This window comes from Amorphus sp. 3PC139-8 (assembly GCF_040750475.1).
In the GTDB taxonomy this organism is placed as follows: domain Bacteria; phylum Pseudomonadota; class Alphaproteobacteria; order Rhizobiales; family Amorphaceae; genus Amorphus.
Window position 1 is genome coordinate 1 of sequence record NZ_JABJVY010000054.1, and the last position, 15,398, is coordinate 15,398.

Annotated in this window: 12 protein-coding genes; 7 read left to right on the top strand and 5 right to left on the bottom strand. The window is 66.2% G+C overall.

Annotated elements, in window-relative coordinates:
- Positions 1-405: 405 nt before the first annotated feature.
- The 5 genes from mntR to HNS03_RS25130 all read right to left on the bottom strand — a co-directional run bounded on the left by mntR (position 406) and on the right by HNS03_RS25130 (position 6,299).
- Positions 406-855 carry a manganese-binding transcriptional regulator MntR gene (mntR, locus tag HNS03_RS25110; protein WP_367198794.1) on the bottom strand — a complete coding sequence of 150 codons (450 nt, stop codon included), beginning with the start codon at positions 853-855 and terminating at the stop codon, positions 406-408.
- A gap of 41 nt (positions 856-896) precedes the next feature.
- Complete coding sequence (locus HNS03_RS25115) at positions 897-2,207, bottom strand: Nramp family divalent metal transporter (protein WP_367198795.1); 1,311 nt, start codon at positions 2,205-2,207, stop codon at positions 897-899.
- Positions 2,208-3,153: 946 nt separating this feature from the next.
- Positions 3,154-4,098: an acetamidase/formamidase family protein gene (locus HNS03_RS25120; protein ID WP_367198796.1), complete on the bottom strand. Its 945-nt coding sequence runs from the start codon at positions 4,096-4,098 to the stop codon at positions 3,154-3,156.
- 149 nt (positions 4,099-4,247) lie between these two features.
- Positions 4,248-5,180, bottom strand: coding sequence for a 3-keto-5-aminohexanoate cleavage protein (locus HNS03_RS25125; RefSeq protein WP_367198797.1), 933 nt, complete (start codon positions 5,178-5,180; stop codon positions 4,248-4,250).
- 93 nt (positions 5,181-5,273) lie between these two features.
- Entirely contained in the window at positions 5,274-6,299 is a 1,026-nt protein-coding gene (locus HNS03_RS25130; RefSeq protein ID WP_367198798.1) for an AraC family transcriptional regulator ligand-binding domain-containing protein, read from the bottom strand.
- A gap of 217 nt (positions 6,300-6,516) precedes the next feature.
- Here HNS03_RS25130 and HNS03_RS25135 point away from each other — a divergent pair, with 217 nt between their 5' ends.
- From HNS03_RS25135 to HNS03_RS25165, 7 genes are all read left to right on the top strand, one after another.
- Positions 6,517-7,914: an NAD(P)/FAD-dependent oxidoreductase gene (locus tag HNS03_RS25135; RefSeq protein WP_367198799.1), complete on the top strand. Its 1,398-nt coding sequence runs from the start codon at positions 6,517-6,519 to the stop codon at positions 7,912-7,914.
- Positions 7,911-9,482 (top strand): quinohemoprotein amine dehydrogenase subunit alpha, encoded by a 1,572-nt coding sequence (gene peaA / locus HNS03_RS25140; RefSeq protein ID WP_367198800.1) that lies wholly within the window; start codon positions 7,911-7,913, stop codon positions 9,480-9,482. Before HNS03_RS25135 ends, peaA begins: the two co-directional genes overlap by 4 nt.
- Before the next feature lie 12 nt (positions 9,483-9,494).
- The gene (peaB, locus tag HNS03_RS25145; protein ID WP_367198801.1) at positions 9,495-10,931 is read left to right on the top strand and encodes a quinohemoprotein amine dehydrogenase maturation protein; all 1,437 of its coding nucleotides are present in this window, start codon (positions 9,495-9,497) and stop codon (positions 10,929-10,931) included.
- Entirely contained in the window at positions 10,928-11,260 is a 333-nt protein-coding gene (gene qhpC, locus HNS03_RS25150) for a quinohemoprotein amine dehydrogenase subunit gamma (RefSeq protein ID WP_367198802.1), read from the top strand. The genes peaB and qhpC overlap by 4 nt, the downstream gene beginning before the upstream one ends.
- A gap of 38 nt (positions 11,261-11,298) precedes the next feature.
- Positions 11,299-12,387, top strand: coding sequence for a quinohemoprotein amine dehydrogenase subunit beta (peaD, locus tag HNS03_RS25155; RefSeq protein ID WP_367198803.1), 1,089 nt, complete (start codon positions 11,299-11,301; stop codon positions 12,385-12,387).
- Between the two features lie 545 nt (positions 12,388-12,932).
- Positions 12,933-14,690, top strand: a complete 1,758-nt coding sequence (locus tag HNS03_RS25160) for an ABC transporter ATP-binding protein (RefSeq protein ID WP_367198804.1) — start codon at positions 12,933-12,935, stop codon at positions 14,688-14,690.
- Positions 14,687-15,316: a hypothetical protein gene (locus HNS03_RS25165; protein ID WP_367198805.1), complete on the top strand. Its 630-nt coding sequence runs from the start codon at positions 14,687-14,689 to the stop codon at positions 15,314-15,316. Before HNS03_RS25160 ends, HNS03_RS25165 begins: the two co-directional genes overlap by 4 nt.
- The last annotated feature ends 82 nt before the right edge of the window (positions 15,317-15,398 follow it).

Below are 15,398 nucleotides of genomic sequence, written 5' to 3' on the forward strand. Positions count from 1 at the left end.
CCGTTCAAAGTTGCCATCACCGCCGTGATGCGCAAGCTCATCACCCATCTCAACGCCATCATCCGCGACGCCGAGACAGCCTGCGCACCGACCACATAGCAGACACGGTTGCTCATTCCCGCGCAAGCGGGAATCCATAGGGCGGTTAAAATGTCCTGGAGACTTGAGAGCTCGTTCGGCCGGGACATGGCTGTGGAGAAACTAAGGTCGTGTCCGACCTCAGCCACCTGAGCTGAAGGCCGACTCACTATGGATTCCCGCTTGCGCGGGAATGAGCGGAGTCATTGGCAGGCGGCGCGTTGGCTCAAGCGAAGCCAGACAAAGCGCGGACCGGTTCGCCGCCCGGCCTCGCGTCGGCGAAGACTACAAAATCCCAGGAATAATGGGCACCTGTTTTCCGAGCCCTCACCCGTTCTGCAGGAAGCGCTCGAACGCCTTGAGGGTCTCCTCGCTCACGTGATGCTCGATGCCTTCCGCATCGCGGCGCGCCGTATCGGGATCGACGCCGAGGCGTTGCAGCACGGCCTCGACGATCTCGTGGCGTCGGCGCGAGGCAGCGGCCAGGCGGTGGCCTTCGTCGGTGAGAAACACGCCGCGATAGGGCCGCTGCAGCACCAGCCCGTCTTCCGCCAGGCGGCGCAGCATCTTGGCGACCGTGGGCTGGGAGACCCCGAGCCGCTTGGCGATTTCCGTCTGGCGCGCCTCTCCGGTGTCTTCGATCAGGTCGGCGATCAGCTCCACATAGTCTTCGACCAGCTCGGTCCGTCGCGCCTGGCGCGTCTTCTCGAACACCTCCGCATGGGCTTCGATCTCGGTCGCCGACAGACGGCTGGAGCCGGACGCTGGGGTAGTCATCGGATATCCGTCCCCATTCATTGCGCCGAAAGGCACACCCCCTACCCGGTCGCAAGCCCCGGAATAGGCACTCCGAACGTCTGTGCCAAGAGCACGACGTTCAGGGCGAGAATGACGATGGCGCCGGTCCAGGCCAGAACCTGAATCCGTCGCGAGTTGGCGAACTCGCCCATCACGCGCCGGCTGCCAGTGAACAGAACCAGCGCGATCATCGGGATCGGCAAGGCGAAGGACAAGATCACCTGGCTGTAGACCAGCGCGTCGGTGGTGTTGACGCCGAACCAGACCACGGCGAACGCCGGCGCCATGGTGATCAGCCGGCGCAGCCAAATCGGAATCCGGAAACCGACGAAGCCCTGCATGATCATCTGTCCGGCCATGGTGCCGACCACGGACGACGAAATGCCCGAGGCCATCAGGGACACCAGGAAGACGCCGGCAGCGGCCGCTCCCAAGAGCGGCGTCAGCGTGTGATAGGCGGTTTCGATCTCAGAGACCTGGGGGTAGCCGGCATGGAAAGCCGCCGACGCCATGATCACCATCGCCATGTTCACCGCGCCCGCAACCGCCAGCGCGATGATGCATTCGCGGTTGGAGTAGCGCACCAAGAGCCCGCGCTCGCGTGCGTTGGTGCCCGGCGTCCGGTGCTGGGTCAGGCCGGAATGAAGATAGACCGCGTGCGGCATGACGGTCGCGCCGATGATGCCGACGGCAATGGTCAATGCGGAGGCATCCGGCAGGTCCGGAACCACCATGCCAAGCCCGGCCGCCGCCCAGTCCACCGGCGCGATGAACATCTCGATCACGTAGCAAAGGCCGATAATCGCCACCAGCCCGCCGATGATGAGCTCCATCGGCCGAAAGCCATGCCCCTCGAACAGAAGAATGGCGTAGGTCACCACCGCCGTGACGCCCATGCCGATCAAAAGCGGCATATCGAACAGAAGCGACAGGCCGATCGCGCCGCCGAGAAATTCCGCAAGATCGGTGGCCATCGCCGCCACTTCGCTGACCGCCCACATGACGGAGCGGACCGGCAGCGCGAACTCGTCGCGGCACATCTCGGCAAGGTTCTGCCCTGTCACGATGCCCAGCTTGGCCGACAGCGACTGGAACAGCATGGCGATCAGGTTCGCCGCCAACACCACCCACAGCAGCGAGTAGCCGTAGCCCGCGCCGGCCTGGATGTTGGTCGCGAAATTACCTGGGTCCATGTAGGCGATCGAGGCGATCACGGCGGGGCCGGCGAACAGGAACGTCGACCGCGCACCGTGCCGCCGACCTGCCAGAACCTCCCGGATCTGGCCGGCCGTGCGCTCCGATAGGGTCTGCCGCTGTGCGACGTCCGTCATCGCCGATCTCCCGATTGACGGGAGAAATATAGCAAGAGCTATACTTATTACAATGTGCTATAGAGAGCAGGATCAGGAAAAGTGGGTACCGGTTTTCCGCCCGGATCCCGCTCTCATTCAAGAGACGATCAACTTGTCCCTTCGGACAGAGTCCGAAGGGGTTGATCTCGCAGGATCAGGAAAAGTGGGTACCGGTTTTCCGGTAAGAGTGTATTTTCGCTCACGCCGGCTCGCGGCTGTTTCCTTGTCCCGGTCGCTTCGCTCCTCGCCTCTTGATCGGCCGGGGCGCCGTCGCGCCCTGGTGGGTGGGATACGGCGAGACCTCTGCCCCAATCTCCGCTCCTTCCCGCGAAAGCGGGAATCCATAGGGCGGTTCGAGCGGTTTGGAAACGTGAGACTCCGTTCGGCTGGTACGGTTGCCGCGCATCAGCAACAAAGTCCGTGTCCGACCTCTGCCGCCAGACCCGACAGCTGACTCACCATGGATTCCCGCTTGCGCGGGAATGTGCGGAGTGAAAGGCCGGCGCGATGGCTCAAGCGAAGCCGGACGAAGGGGAGACCGGTTTTCCGGTAAGAGTGTATTTTCGCTCACGCCGGCTCGCGGCTGTTTCCTTGTCCCGGTCGCTTCGCTCCTCGCCTCTTGATCGACCCGGGCGCCGTCGCGCCCTGGTGGGTGGGATACGGCGAGACCTCTGCCCCAATCTCCGCTCCTTCCCGCGAAAGCGGGAATCCATAGGGCGGTTCGAGCGGTTTGGAGACGTGAGACTCCGTTCGGCTGATACGGTTGCCGCGCATCAGCAACAAAGTCCGTGTCCGACCTCTGCCGCCAGACCCGACAGCTGACTCACCATGGATTCCCGCTTGCGCGGGAATGTGCGGAGTGAAAAGCCGGCTTCGCACCACCCGAAAAGCGGATGGGGATTGGGGTGAGCGCGCGAAGAGCCGGTTACGACAGGACGACCCGGGGGAAATAGAAAGCGACCACCACGTTCGGCATGTCGACGATCTCGGAGATCCGAAGATCGCCACAGACGGAGCAGAGCATATAGGCTTCCACCGGGCTCATTCCGGTGCGAGCCGCCAGGAGCTCGATCATCTCGCCGACGGCGATCCGCGCCGCCTCCATCACGTCGGCTCCGACACCGGTCGTGACTTCGTAGCCCTCGGCGTCGAGGTGGCGGGTGACCGGACCGGCCGTGGTGAAGCGCGGCATGGCGATATCGGCGCGCTTTTCCAGCTCCACAGTCAGCGCCACGTCCATCGGGCTTTCGATCGCCGTGCCGCAGACCTCGCCGTCGCCCTGGGCGGCGTGGGTGTCGCCGACCGACAAGAGCGCGCCTTCCACCTCCACCGGTAAATAGAGCACGGTTCCGGCCGAAAGGTCTCGGATATCCATATTGCCGCCGACCCGGCGCGGTGGGATCACGGAGTGCCGGCCCGGCTCGGCGAGCGCACAGCCGATCGTGCCCGCGAACGGCCTGAGCGGCACCCGCCCGACCGGCGAATAGGCTGCTGGCGACAGCGTCTCCCGGTCGTAGGACCAGATGTGCAGCGCCGGGTCGGGAAACTGATCGGCAAGCAGCCCGAAGCCTGGAATGTTGGCGGTCCAGCCAAAACCGGACGGGGCGAACCGGTCGATCGTGATGCGAAGCGCATCGCCCGGCGCCGCCCCGTCGACAAAGATCGGGCCGGTGACCGGGTTGACCCGGCCCGGATCCATGGTCGGGATGTCGGCGGCGGTGCTTTCCGAAGTCAACTGGCCGTCGCCGGCATCGATGCAGGAAATCTCCACCGTCTCGCCGGGCGCGATCACCTGCACCGGCTCGATCGAATTGTCCCATCCGAAATGCCGATGGGCGCTATGGATCGTGTGGTCGGCGGCACGGCACATGCGTGGCCTCCTCCTGCCGTTTGGTCTCTCCTCAGCCGGTCCTAGAGCCGTTCCGTTTTTCGTTGAATCGCAATACGGCTCTAACCCTTTGTTTTCACGCATTTCCGGACGGCCAACCGGTACCCACTCGGCCTGGAAATACTCTAGAGTCAGAACGCGACCTGGTCTCCACCCTTGAGGGCGAGCATCTCGCGCGCCTCGTCGGGCGTTGCGACCTCGATGGAGAGCTCCTCCAGGATGCGCACGATCTTTGCCACCTGGTCGGCGTTCGATTGCGCCAGCACGCCCTTGCTAAGATAGATGGAATCCTCCAGCCCCACCCGCACGTGGCCGCCGCGCATGGCGTTCATGGTCGCAAACGGCATCTGATGGCGGCCTGCGCCCAGGCACGAGAAATAATAGTCGTCGCCGAACAGCCGATCCGCCGTCTCGCGCATGTGCTGCAGATGCTCAGGTTCCGCCGCGATCCCGCCCAGGATGCCGAACACGCCCTGCACGAAGAACGGCGGCTCGACCAGCTTGCGGTCGACGAAGTGCGCCAGATTGTAAAGGTGGCCGATGTCGTAGCATTCGAACTCGAACCGAGTGCCGTTTTCCTTGAGTTCGGTGATGCCGCGCTCGATCTGGGTGAACGTATTGGACAGAATGAGGTCCTTGGTCATCTCCAGATAGGGCTTTTCCCAGTCTTCCTTGAAGGTCTCGATGCGCGCGGCCGCGCCGGAGATGTTGAAGTTGAGGCTGCCCATGTTCATGGACGCGACCTCTGGCTTTGCCCATTTCGCCGCCGCCAGGCGCTGATCCAGCGTCATGCCGAGGCCGCCGCCGGTAGTGATGTTCACGACCGCGTCGGTGCTCTGTTTGATGCGGGGGAGAAACAGCGCGTAGTGGTTGGGGTCCTGGCTGGGCGCGCCGGTTTCGGGGTCGCGAGCGTGCAGGTGCAGGATTGCGGCGCCCGCTTGCGCCGCCGCAATCGCCTCGCTGGCGATCTGGTCCGGTGTCACCGGCAGATAGGGCGTCATACTGGGCGTGTGGATCGACCCCGTGATCGCACAGCTAACAATGGTTTTCTTCGAACCGCGCATCGCATCCTCCCAAACGAGCAAGCCAATTGACAGGCCTTTCGGAGGTGTTTTGACACGGATATGCGATGCGCGTCGATCGATTGTCGTATCGCGTCACGCCGCCGCGTCGCGACGGAACAATCGGCGATAGTGGCGCGGCGTCAGGCCGGTGCGCCGTTTGAAGGCACGCTCGAACGCGGTCTGGTCGGAATAGGACAGATCGAAGGCGATCTCGGCCAGGGGATGGCCGGAGCAGACCAGCGCCTGGCGCGCCACCCGGAAGCGGCAGTCCTCCAGCACGGCGGAGTAGCGCGTGCCCTCGTCGCTCAAGTGGCGATGCAGGCTGCGCCGCGACAGGCCGAGAATGGCGGCGATCGTCTCCTGATCCACGGCCTCGGATCCGAGATGGGAATAAATCGCCAGGCGTGTGCGCTCGGTGAGCGAGGTGGACCGGGTGATCTCCGCCATCCGGCGGGCGAGCGTCTCGACGGACAGGCGATGGCGCGACCCGTCGGTTTGCGGCATCGGGCAGCCAAGCACGCTTTCGGGAAAGCCGAGCGCATTGGTCTCGCAGCCGAACAGGCAGTCGGAGCCGGTCGCCTCCTGCCAGGCCGTGACCGAGCGGACCGCATCGTGTTCGAAGGAGATAAAGTCGGGATGCCAATCGTCGCCGGCCGCGGTCTCGATCAGGCTTTTCAGCACCGACAGCGTGAATTCGGCATCCTGGCGCCGGGGCCAGATGTCGGGATTGAGGATCCGGTAGCTGAGCGTCGCCTGGCCACCGTCGACCGTGAGCCGGAGTTCCGTCTCGCTCTGCACCGCACTGATAAAGTCGGCGAAGATGGTCAGCGCGTCTCCAATCGTCGGCGCGGTCAGCACGGCCTCGCCGAAGGCGCCCAGATCCGCGATGTCGAATTTCCGCCCGCAGGTCCAGCCGACGCCGGGCTGGTGCAGCGCCTCCGCCCCGCGCTCATAGATCGATACGAACGACGACAACGGGATCTCGACCCGGCGATCGCGCCAGGCGTCCTCCGGAATGCCGCTGGATCGGCCGAGCGCGCATGGCTCCACCCCATGGTCGTCGAGAACATGCTGCAATCCGGACAACGCGCCGGAAACGATCGTGGCGCCGGTGGGCATGGCAGAACCTCGATCAAGACCCCCTGATCACGCAACGGGTGCGATCATCGCTCAGCCAACTTCAACCCCACGAAAATTTCAACAATTTTGATGTTTTCCAATCAATGAGCCCCCGAATGGCCAAAATTGTCGAGAACGCGCCGACGCCCTCCCCTTAGCTGGGCAAGAGGAGCCCGCCGCACCGTGAACACACGGGCGGAGGGTGGAGAGGGGAACCATGTCGGGACGGATAGTCGACGTCGCCATTGCCGGCGGCGGGCCAGCCGGTGCGTTTGCCGCCCTGAGCCTAGCGCGCGCGGGGGCCGTGGTCGCTCTGGTCGATCCGGAAACCACCCGCCCCCGCCTGGAGGGTTTGAGCCCTCGGGTGGCCGATCTGCTCTTGCGCCATCATCTCGCCAGCGCCTTTGGCGCGACCACCGATCCTCTCGCCCGCAAGGTCAGTTGGGGCGCCCTCCCCGGACGCCCCAACACCGAGCGCCTGGTCGCGCGCGATCGATTCGATTCCACGCTCAGGATAGAGGCGGGCTATGCCGGCGTCCGGCTTTTGCGCGGGCGTCTGGAGCGGCTGATCCGGCACGACCCGTACGACGGCGTCGAGCTGCAGCTTTCGTCCGGCGACAACGTGCGCGCCCGGGTGATGATCGATGCGCGCGGCCGCCGCGCCCCCACCCGCGCCAAGATCCGCGGCCCCCAGACGCTGGCGATCTCCGCCCTGCTCGCCGACGCCCGCGACGACGCCCCTCGTGCGGAGGTGATCGCCACGCGCCAGGGCTGGCTTTGGGCGGCCCACCACCCTGCACTCGGGCGCTGGCTGCAAATCTCCGTCGATGCCGACGATCTGGCCGGCTCCGGAAGCTGCGCCCTCACCGCCCGGATGAAGCGCTTTCTGGCCCAATCCGGGCTGGAGCCTATCGCCGGCGCCGATCTCTCCGCGCTACGCCCGCTGGCGCGCCATGCCGGGATCGCGCTCAAGGCCGACCGGTTCAAACCGCCGGTGATGCCGATCGGCGACGCCGCCGTGGCCCTCGACCCGCTGTCCGGCCACGGCCTGTTTTGGGCCTTGTCCTCCGCCCTTTCCGCGCTTCCTCTCACCGCCCACCTGCTCGACGACCCAGCCGACCAGAACGGCCTCGCCCAGCGTTTCTTCCAAGACCGCGTGGTCGCCACCTTCTGGCGCCAGGCCCGGATCGGGCGCGACTTCTACCGCCTCGCCACCGGCTTTGCCGACGTTCCCTTCTGGCGCGATCGCGCCGCCTGGCCCGACGATCGCCCCGCCCACGACACCGTTAACGCCGCGCGCGCGGAACGTCGGGTCGTGGTCGAGGCCAACCGGCTGGTCGAGCGCGACGTTTTGATCACGCCGCTCGATCCCGACGGGGTCGCCTTCGTCTGCGGCCTGCCGGCAACCGAGCTTCTGGCCCGCGCGCAAGTCGCCTCGCCCCACAGCGTCACCCCATCCGAGCTCCTGCCGGAACTTCCGCCCGAGCGCGCGAAGCTGGCGCTCGGCTGGCTTCGAAGCCGCGGCCTTCTCGACCTTCCAAGCCGATCGATCCCGGGGATCACCGGCCCCGACGACGGCGACCAGACGAACCAAGAGACGAGGGACACAGCATGACGAGACGATTGCGAGGCGGGCACCTGGCCGCGGCCGCTGGGCTCGTGTTTCTGGCCACGGCACCCGCACACGCCCAAAGCGACGGCCAGGCGCTTCTGGCGGAGACCTGCGGCGGCTGCCACGCGGCCGATGCCTCCGGCGCGCTCAGCCGCATTTCCGGCCAGCGCAAGACGCCCGAAGGCTGGCTCATGACGATCGTCCGCATGCGCCTGTTCCACGACGCGGCGATCGAACCCCAGGTCCAGAGCGAGCTGGTGCGCTACCTCTCCAACACCCAGGGCCTGGCGCCCTCGGAGACGGAGGGCCACCGCTACATTCTCGAGCGTGCCCCCAACCATGTGGAAGAGGTCGAAGCGCCGCTCGCGGAGATGTGCGCCCGCTGCCACTCCGGCGCCCGCGTCAGCCTGCAGCGGCGGACACCGGAAGAGTGGAACCTGCTCGTCAACTTCCATGTCGGGCAATGGCCGACGCTGGAATATCAGGCGCTTTCGCGCGACCGCGAATGGCTGAAGATCGCGCGCGAAGAGATCGTGCCGTATTTGGCCGAAACCTATCCGCTGGAAACAGAAGCGTGGTCGTCGTGGCTGGAGGCCGAGATGCCCGAGGCGACCGGCGACTGGGCGTTCGTCACCCGGCTGCCGGAACAGGGCGAGGCCTATGGCACGCTGACGGTGTCCGGCGACGATCAGCCCTTTGAGGTCTCCGGCACGCTGATGACCGCCGACGGCACGGAGCTTCCCGTCTCCGGCCGGCTCAACGTCTACACCGGCTTCGAGTGGCGGGCGAACCTCAAGATCGGCGGCACCGACTACCGCGAGATCGCGGCGATCTCGGAAGATGGCGGCAGCCTCTCCGGACGGCTGTTCCTGGCCGACGAGGATTCCCTCGGCGGCGCCTTCTCCGCCGTGAAGGCGGGTGGCGCCCCGGCGATTGCCGGCGTGGTTCCTTCCACGCTGAAAGCCGGCTCCAGCAGCGGCAGCGTTCAGATCGTCGGCACCGGACTTGAGGCGGTCACGCTGTCCGGCCCGATCGAGGCGAGCGGCGGCGAGCAGAACGCCTACGGGATCGCGATCGACCTCACCCCCGAAGCCGAGACCAACGGCGCGGTCACGATCGCGGCAGGCGACGCCACGCTTTCCGATGATTTCGCGGTCTACGACCATGTCGATTCCGTCAAGATCGAGCCGCCCTATGCGGTCGCCCGCGTCGGCGGCGACGGCGGCACCACTCCGCGCGTGAAAGCCCGGTTCGAGGCGATCGGTTACTGGAACGGCCCCGACGGAGAGCCCGGCACCGACGACGATGTCCGCATCGGCGCCCTGCCCGCGACCTGGTCCGTGGCCCCGTTCGATCAGATCGCCGAGCAGATGGAGGACGTGAAATATGCCGGCGAGATCGATGCCGAACTCGGCATCTTCACGCCCGGCCCGGCGGGTCTGAACCCGGAGCGGCCCTTCTCCACCAACAATGCCGGCGATCTGAAGGTGCTGGCGGACACGGGCGAGGCGACCGGCGAAGGCCACCTCATCGTGACCGTCCAGCGCTGGAACGATCCGCCGATCCGCTGACGGGAGGCCAACATGGGACAACTCTTCTTTCAGCCCCAGAACGCCCATCGGGTGGAGGTGGACGGGCGCAAGCTCCTGTTCCACGTCCCCACCACCTCGCTGTTCGAGATCGACCGGCTCGACAGTGACGTGATCGACCTGTTCGCCGATCGCGGCACGGTCAGCGAAGGCGACGTGCGGACCCGGTTCGACGGCCAAGCCGACCCGGCAGAGGTCGCGGAGCGCATCCGCGCCTTCCTGGATCTCGACATCGTCACCGACGGACGGCCGCCACGGCCGGAACGCCCGCCGATCGAGATCAAGAACTTCCCGCTGACGACGATCGTCCTCAACGTCAACACCGGCTGCAATCTCTCCTGCACCTACTGCTACAAGGAGGATCTCGACACCCCGTCGAAGGGCCGCAAGATGGCCTTCGACACGGCGAAGCGCTCCATCGAGCTCCTGCTGGCGGAAAGCCCGGACCGCGACAGCTACAACGTCGTCTTCTTCGGCGGCGAGCCGCTCTCCAATCTCGGCCTGATCCGGGAGGTGGTGGACTATGCCGAGGCCCGCTTCGGCGCGCTCGGCAAGCGCGTCGACTTCACGCTCACCACCAACGCCACGCTGCTCACCGAAGAGATCGTGGACTGGCTGAACGCCCACCGCTTCGGCCTCACCGTGTCCATGGACGGCCCGAAGGCCCTGCACGACCTCAACCGCAAGACCGTGGGCGGCAAGGGCACCTACGAGGTGGTCGCCGCCAAGACGCGGATGCTGATCGAGCGCTACACGTCGCGCCCGGTCGGCGGCCGGGTCACGCTCACGCGCGGCATCACCGCCGTCAGCGAGATCTGGGACCATCTCCGAAACGAGATCGGCTTCCACGAAGTCGGCTTCTCGCCGGTCACCTCGGGGCCGATCGCGCCGTTCAACCTGACCGGCGACGAGCTCGTCACGGTGTTTGAGGAGATGAAACGGCTCGGCCGGCACTACCGCGATGCCGCGCTCAAGGGCGAGAACATCGGCTTTTCCAATATGCACCAGCTCATGACCGACCTCTACGAAGGCCGGTCGAAGGCCCTACCCTGCGGGGCGGGCCTTGGTATGCTGGCGGTCGATCACGGTGGCCGATTGAACCTCTGCCATCGCTTCACAGGCTCCGACATGGAGACCTACGGCGACCTGGATCAGGGTATCGCCAAAGAGAAGCTCGCCCGCTTCATCGAGGACCGGGCGGACCGCACCGAGAAGGGCTGCTCCACCTGCCGGATCCGCAACATCTGCGCCGGCGGCTGCTATCACGAGAGCTATGCCCATTTCTCCGACCCGATGAAGCCGACCTACCACTACTGCGACCTCATGCGCGACTGGGTCGACTTCGGGATCTCCGTCTACGGCGAGCTCATTGCGGGCAATCCCGCCTTTTTCACCGATCACATCATGCCGCGGAGGGCATACGGCAAATGAAGCACTTAAAGCCCCTGAACCAGAAGGCCGACCGCGTCGTGAAAGCGGTCGAGACCGACCAGATGGACGAGGTGCGCGCCATGCAGACCGTGGTCGCCGGCTGCACCTCCACCCTCGATCCGGGCTGGGAGGTCGACCCGTTCGGCGGCGTCGCCTCGCTGTGCCAGCCGATGGAGGCCGACCTTTACGGCTGCTCCGACCCGTGCTGGTGGCCGGCCCAGGTGCCCGACACCATCAACTCCTATCCGGACTGGAACGCCGACGAAGCCAGCGCCCCCAAGGACTGGCGCTCGCTTGGCACCGTGTTCCCGTCCGACAACGAAACCTGACGAGCGGCCGCCGCCGCGCGAATTCGGAGATCCGAGCGATGCGCAGATTGATTGCCACGCTGGCGGGCCTAACCCTCGGCCTTTCGGTCGTTCCGGCCCTCGCCAAGGACTACCTCGTCACCGTCACCAAGCCGAACAAGCTCTATGTCGTCGACGCCAGCGCGCGGAAGGTCGACAAAGAGTGCACGCTCGACTTCAACCTGATCCCCGGCGTCATCGCCATGTCGCCGGATGGCACCATCGCCTACATCCTGGCCAACCGCTGGGGAGACGTGTTCGGGATCGATCTGGAAAGTTGCGAGACGGTGTTTTCCGCCCACCAGTCGAGCGGCGACGTTCGGCGCAAAACGGTCGCCTCGCTCGCGATCTCCAAGGACGGCAAGGAGATCTACACGATCCGAAATCCGGTGAAGCTCCTGGCCGATCGCTATGAGATCATGGAGCCGGAGTTCGCGGTCTACGACGCCACCGCCGGCCTGAACGCCGAACCGGTGAAGACCTTCCCCGCCCCGCGCCGCATGACCGTGATGGCCACCGGCGACAATGGCATGGTCTATGCCGCCGGCCACGAGATCTATCAGATCGACCCGAAGAGCGGCGCGTTCACGGTCAAGATCCCGAACAAGTCGTGGGATCGCCCGACCTATTCCGGACCCGACGTTCTCGCCTTCTGGCCGATCGGCAGCCAGGCGGACGAATTCCTGCTGCTCTATTCGGCCGCGAAATTCACCGATGCGAGCCAGCAGGAACTTGCCGATTTCGTCTGGGGCTACGAGAGCGTGGACCTCTCCACGGGCGCATCGGAAATCGAGGACTTCGCGAGCTTCGAGGTCATCATGTTCTCCGCGGCGCGCAACCCGCAGAACAAGGACGAGTTGTTCGGCGTCTACACTCAGCTTTCCAAGCACGACGTGGCGACCAAGGAACTCATCAAACGGGTCGACCTGCCGCACACCTATTATGTCGTGAACGTCTCCTCCGACGGAAAGGAAGTCTATGTCGCCGGCACCAACTCCGACATCGGCGTCTACGATTCCGAAACGCTGGAGCGGATCGGCGAGATCAACCTGCCGTCGGGCGGCGACATGGCGGCGGCGACGCTGCAGGTGATCCAGCGGGGGAGCTGAGATTTCCCGCCGAGCCGCCCGATAGTATCGCGTTTTTCTCCGCTCATTCCGGCGAAAGCCGGAATCCAGGGCCACACGGCCAGCGCCCGCGAAATCTGCCCTGGACTCCGGCTTTCGCCGGGGTGAGCGGTGGATTGGGCAAAGAACTTGCCGTAAACCTCCCGCCAGCACGCGACTGCGTGCCGGCCGTTAGGTCATGGACTCATAAATGCGAATGTTCCGGCGCCTGAAACGGCAAAGAGATGCCAGGAGAGCCGCGAAGGGCGGGGTCTTTCCCCCGTCCGAGCGGGTCGACGAAGCAGGTCGAAGCCGTTTCGGCGTCCGAAGGAGCGGGTCGATTTGCCCGACTGCTGCGTCGCAAAATCTTGAAAACCGGCCGGGTTTCCTGCGCTCTTGCTCCTGGAATTCGACCAAATCGCCTCCGCCCGGACCGTGCGGATTTATGAGTTCATGACCTAGGCCGCGCCCGCGCAGCCGCCAGCAAAACGAGCCGGCGTGAGCGGGGGAAAGACGACCCGCCCGGGGGCTTGCATGAAGAAGCGACCATGGCGAACGCAGACAGCCTGAAGGCCGAGACGGCCGGGACGCGGATCCCGCCGGCGTCGCGCGGGGTCGGTTCTGCCCTGCTCTCCCGCCTGTTCGGGCCCCGCGAGGCCATCTGGCTCGGCCCGCTGCTCGCCCCCTACCGGCTGCCGGTCGCCGCCCTGTTCGCCCTCACCCTGGTGGCCGCCGGAACGGCGCTGATCCCGCCCTACCTCACCAAGCTCGTCATCGACCAGGGTCTGATGGCTGGCAACAAGCAGGCGCTTGTCCTGTTCAGCGTGCTGTTGTTCGCGATCGGTCTCGCCGCGGTCGGAATCGGGGTGGTCAATTCCCTGCTTCACATGCGCTTTTCCGCCCACCTTCTGGCCGACCTGCGCCGGGCGGCGGTGGCGCGCATTCTGGTGCAATCGCCGCGCTGGCAGGCACGTCAGAAGCTCGGCGAGCTGATGAGCCGGCTCGACGGCGACGCCAGCGAGGTCCAGCAGTTTGCGTTCGCCGCGCTCGTCAACGGCGGCGGCAGCCTGGTCAAGCTTCTGGGCGGCGTCGCGATGTTGTTCGTGCTGGAGCCGACGCTGGCGCTGATCGCGCTCGCGCTCGCGCCCGTGGAGCTCGTGTTTTTCGCCAAGGCCCGGCCGGTGACCCATACCCGCGCTCGCGAGGTGCGAACGGCACGTGGCGCTCTCGCCTCGCGCTTGGCCGAGACCATCTCCGGCCTCTCCGCGCTGCGCGCCCTCAACGCCACCGACGTGGCCGCCGCCGCCGTGGAAGATCGCCAGAAGGGGCTGATCAAGGCGCTAATGTCGGCCCAGGTCTGGAACGAGGTCACCCGCGCCGTTCCGATGGCGTTGACGGCGATCCTGCGCGGCGCGATTTTCCTGATCGGCGGCTTTGCCGTGATCGACGGCCAACTGCCACTCGGCTCGCTGATCGCCTTCACCGCCTATCTCGCCTTCCTGATCGGGCCGATGCAGTCGCTGATCGGGCTGTGGCACGGCCAGGCGCGCATGAAGGCCGCCCTCCTGCGCCTCGACGAGGTCATGAGCGCCGCGCCGGACGTCGCCGAGCCGGCCACCCCCGCCGCCTTGCCGGCCGATGGTCGCGGCGCGCTGGTGCTGTCGCGGCTTGCCGACGGGCCGAGCGAACGGTTGCTGTTCACCGACCTTACCGCCCACATCCCGGCCGGTGCCAAGGTGCGGATCGAGGGACCATCCGGGATCGGGAAATCCACCCTGCTCGGCCTGATCCAGCGCCATCACGATCCCCGCGCCGGCGCCATCCTGCTGGACGGCATCGACCTCCGCCAGCTCGCGGTCGGCGATCTTCGGCGCGCGGTCGCGCTGGTGCCCCAGAAGGGCCACGTCTTTTCCGGCATGGTCGCGGAGAACCTCCGGCTCGGCCATCCAGGCGCCACCGACGCCGAGATGACCGACATGCTGACGCTGGTGGAGCTCCACGAGCGTTTCGGCGCGGACGGTCTTGCAACCCTTCTCGGCGAAGGCGGGCTCGATCTCTCCGGCGGCGAGCGCCAGCGGCTCTGCCTAGCCCGCGCGCTGATGCAGCCGTTCCGGGTGCTGATCCTCGACGAGAGCCTGTCGGAGGTCGATGGCGACCGGGTCGCACGGATCATGGCCGCAATCGACGATCGCTTCAGAGACCGGACGCGCTTGGTGGTGACCCATGGCGGTGCGTCCCACTATGGCCGCTTCGATACCGCGATCGATCTCGCCGCCTTCGCATCCCGGCTTGGGCCGACCGCATGATCCGGGTCGCTCTGGTCGACGGGCCCCTCATCGTTGCGCAGTTTGCGCACGGCGCGGCTGCGCACTTTTGCGCAAGCGACGGCACACCCCACGCCGCCGCCCATGCCGCGGCCATGGCCGCGACGATCGCGCACCACGCGTCCGAGGTGGAATTCGTCAGCGCAGCGGTGTTTCCGGGCCGGCTGGCCACCTCCGTCACGATCCTGTCCGCCGCCCTGGACTGGCTCCTGCAGGACCCGCCGGAGATCGTGCACTGCTCATTCGGGCTTGCGCGGCCTGCGCAGGAGCTTTGCGCGCGCATTGCGCAGCTTCAGGAGGCCGGATCGGTGGTGGTCGCCTCGGCCGCCGCGCGCGGCGAGCCCGTCTATCCCGCCGGGTTTCCGGAGGTTTTGTCCGTTCAAGGAGACGCCCGCTGCGCGCCGGACGCGCTTTCCGATCTCCGCCTGCCGCACGCCCGCTTCGGGGCCTGCCCGATCGCCAGCGCCGGCGACATTCGCGGTGCGAGTGCGGCCGCCGCCCATCTCACCGGCCTGCTCGCCGCCCATTGGCCGGGTGACGCCTCAAAAGCACTCGATGCACTTGCGCCGCTCGTCCGCTTTCACGGTCGCGAGCGGCGCACCAGCTAGAGCGCGTCATTTGGTTTTTGAATCGGAAATGGGATTCCCTTGAGGGGTTGGATCTGATTCAAGCTGCCTGCTGGGTGGAGGC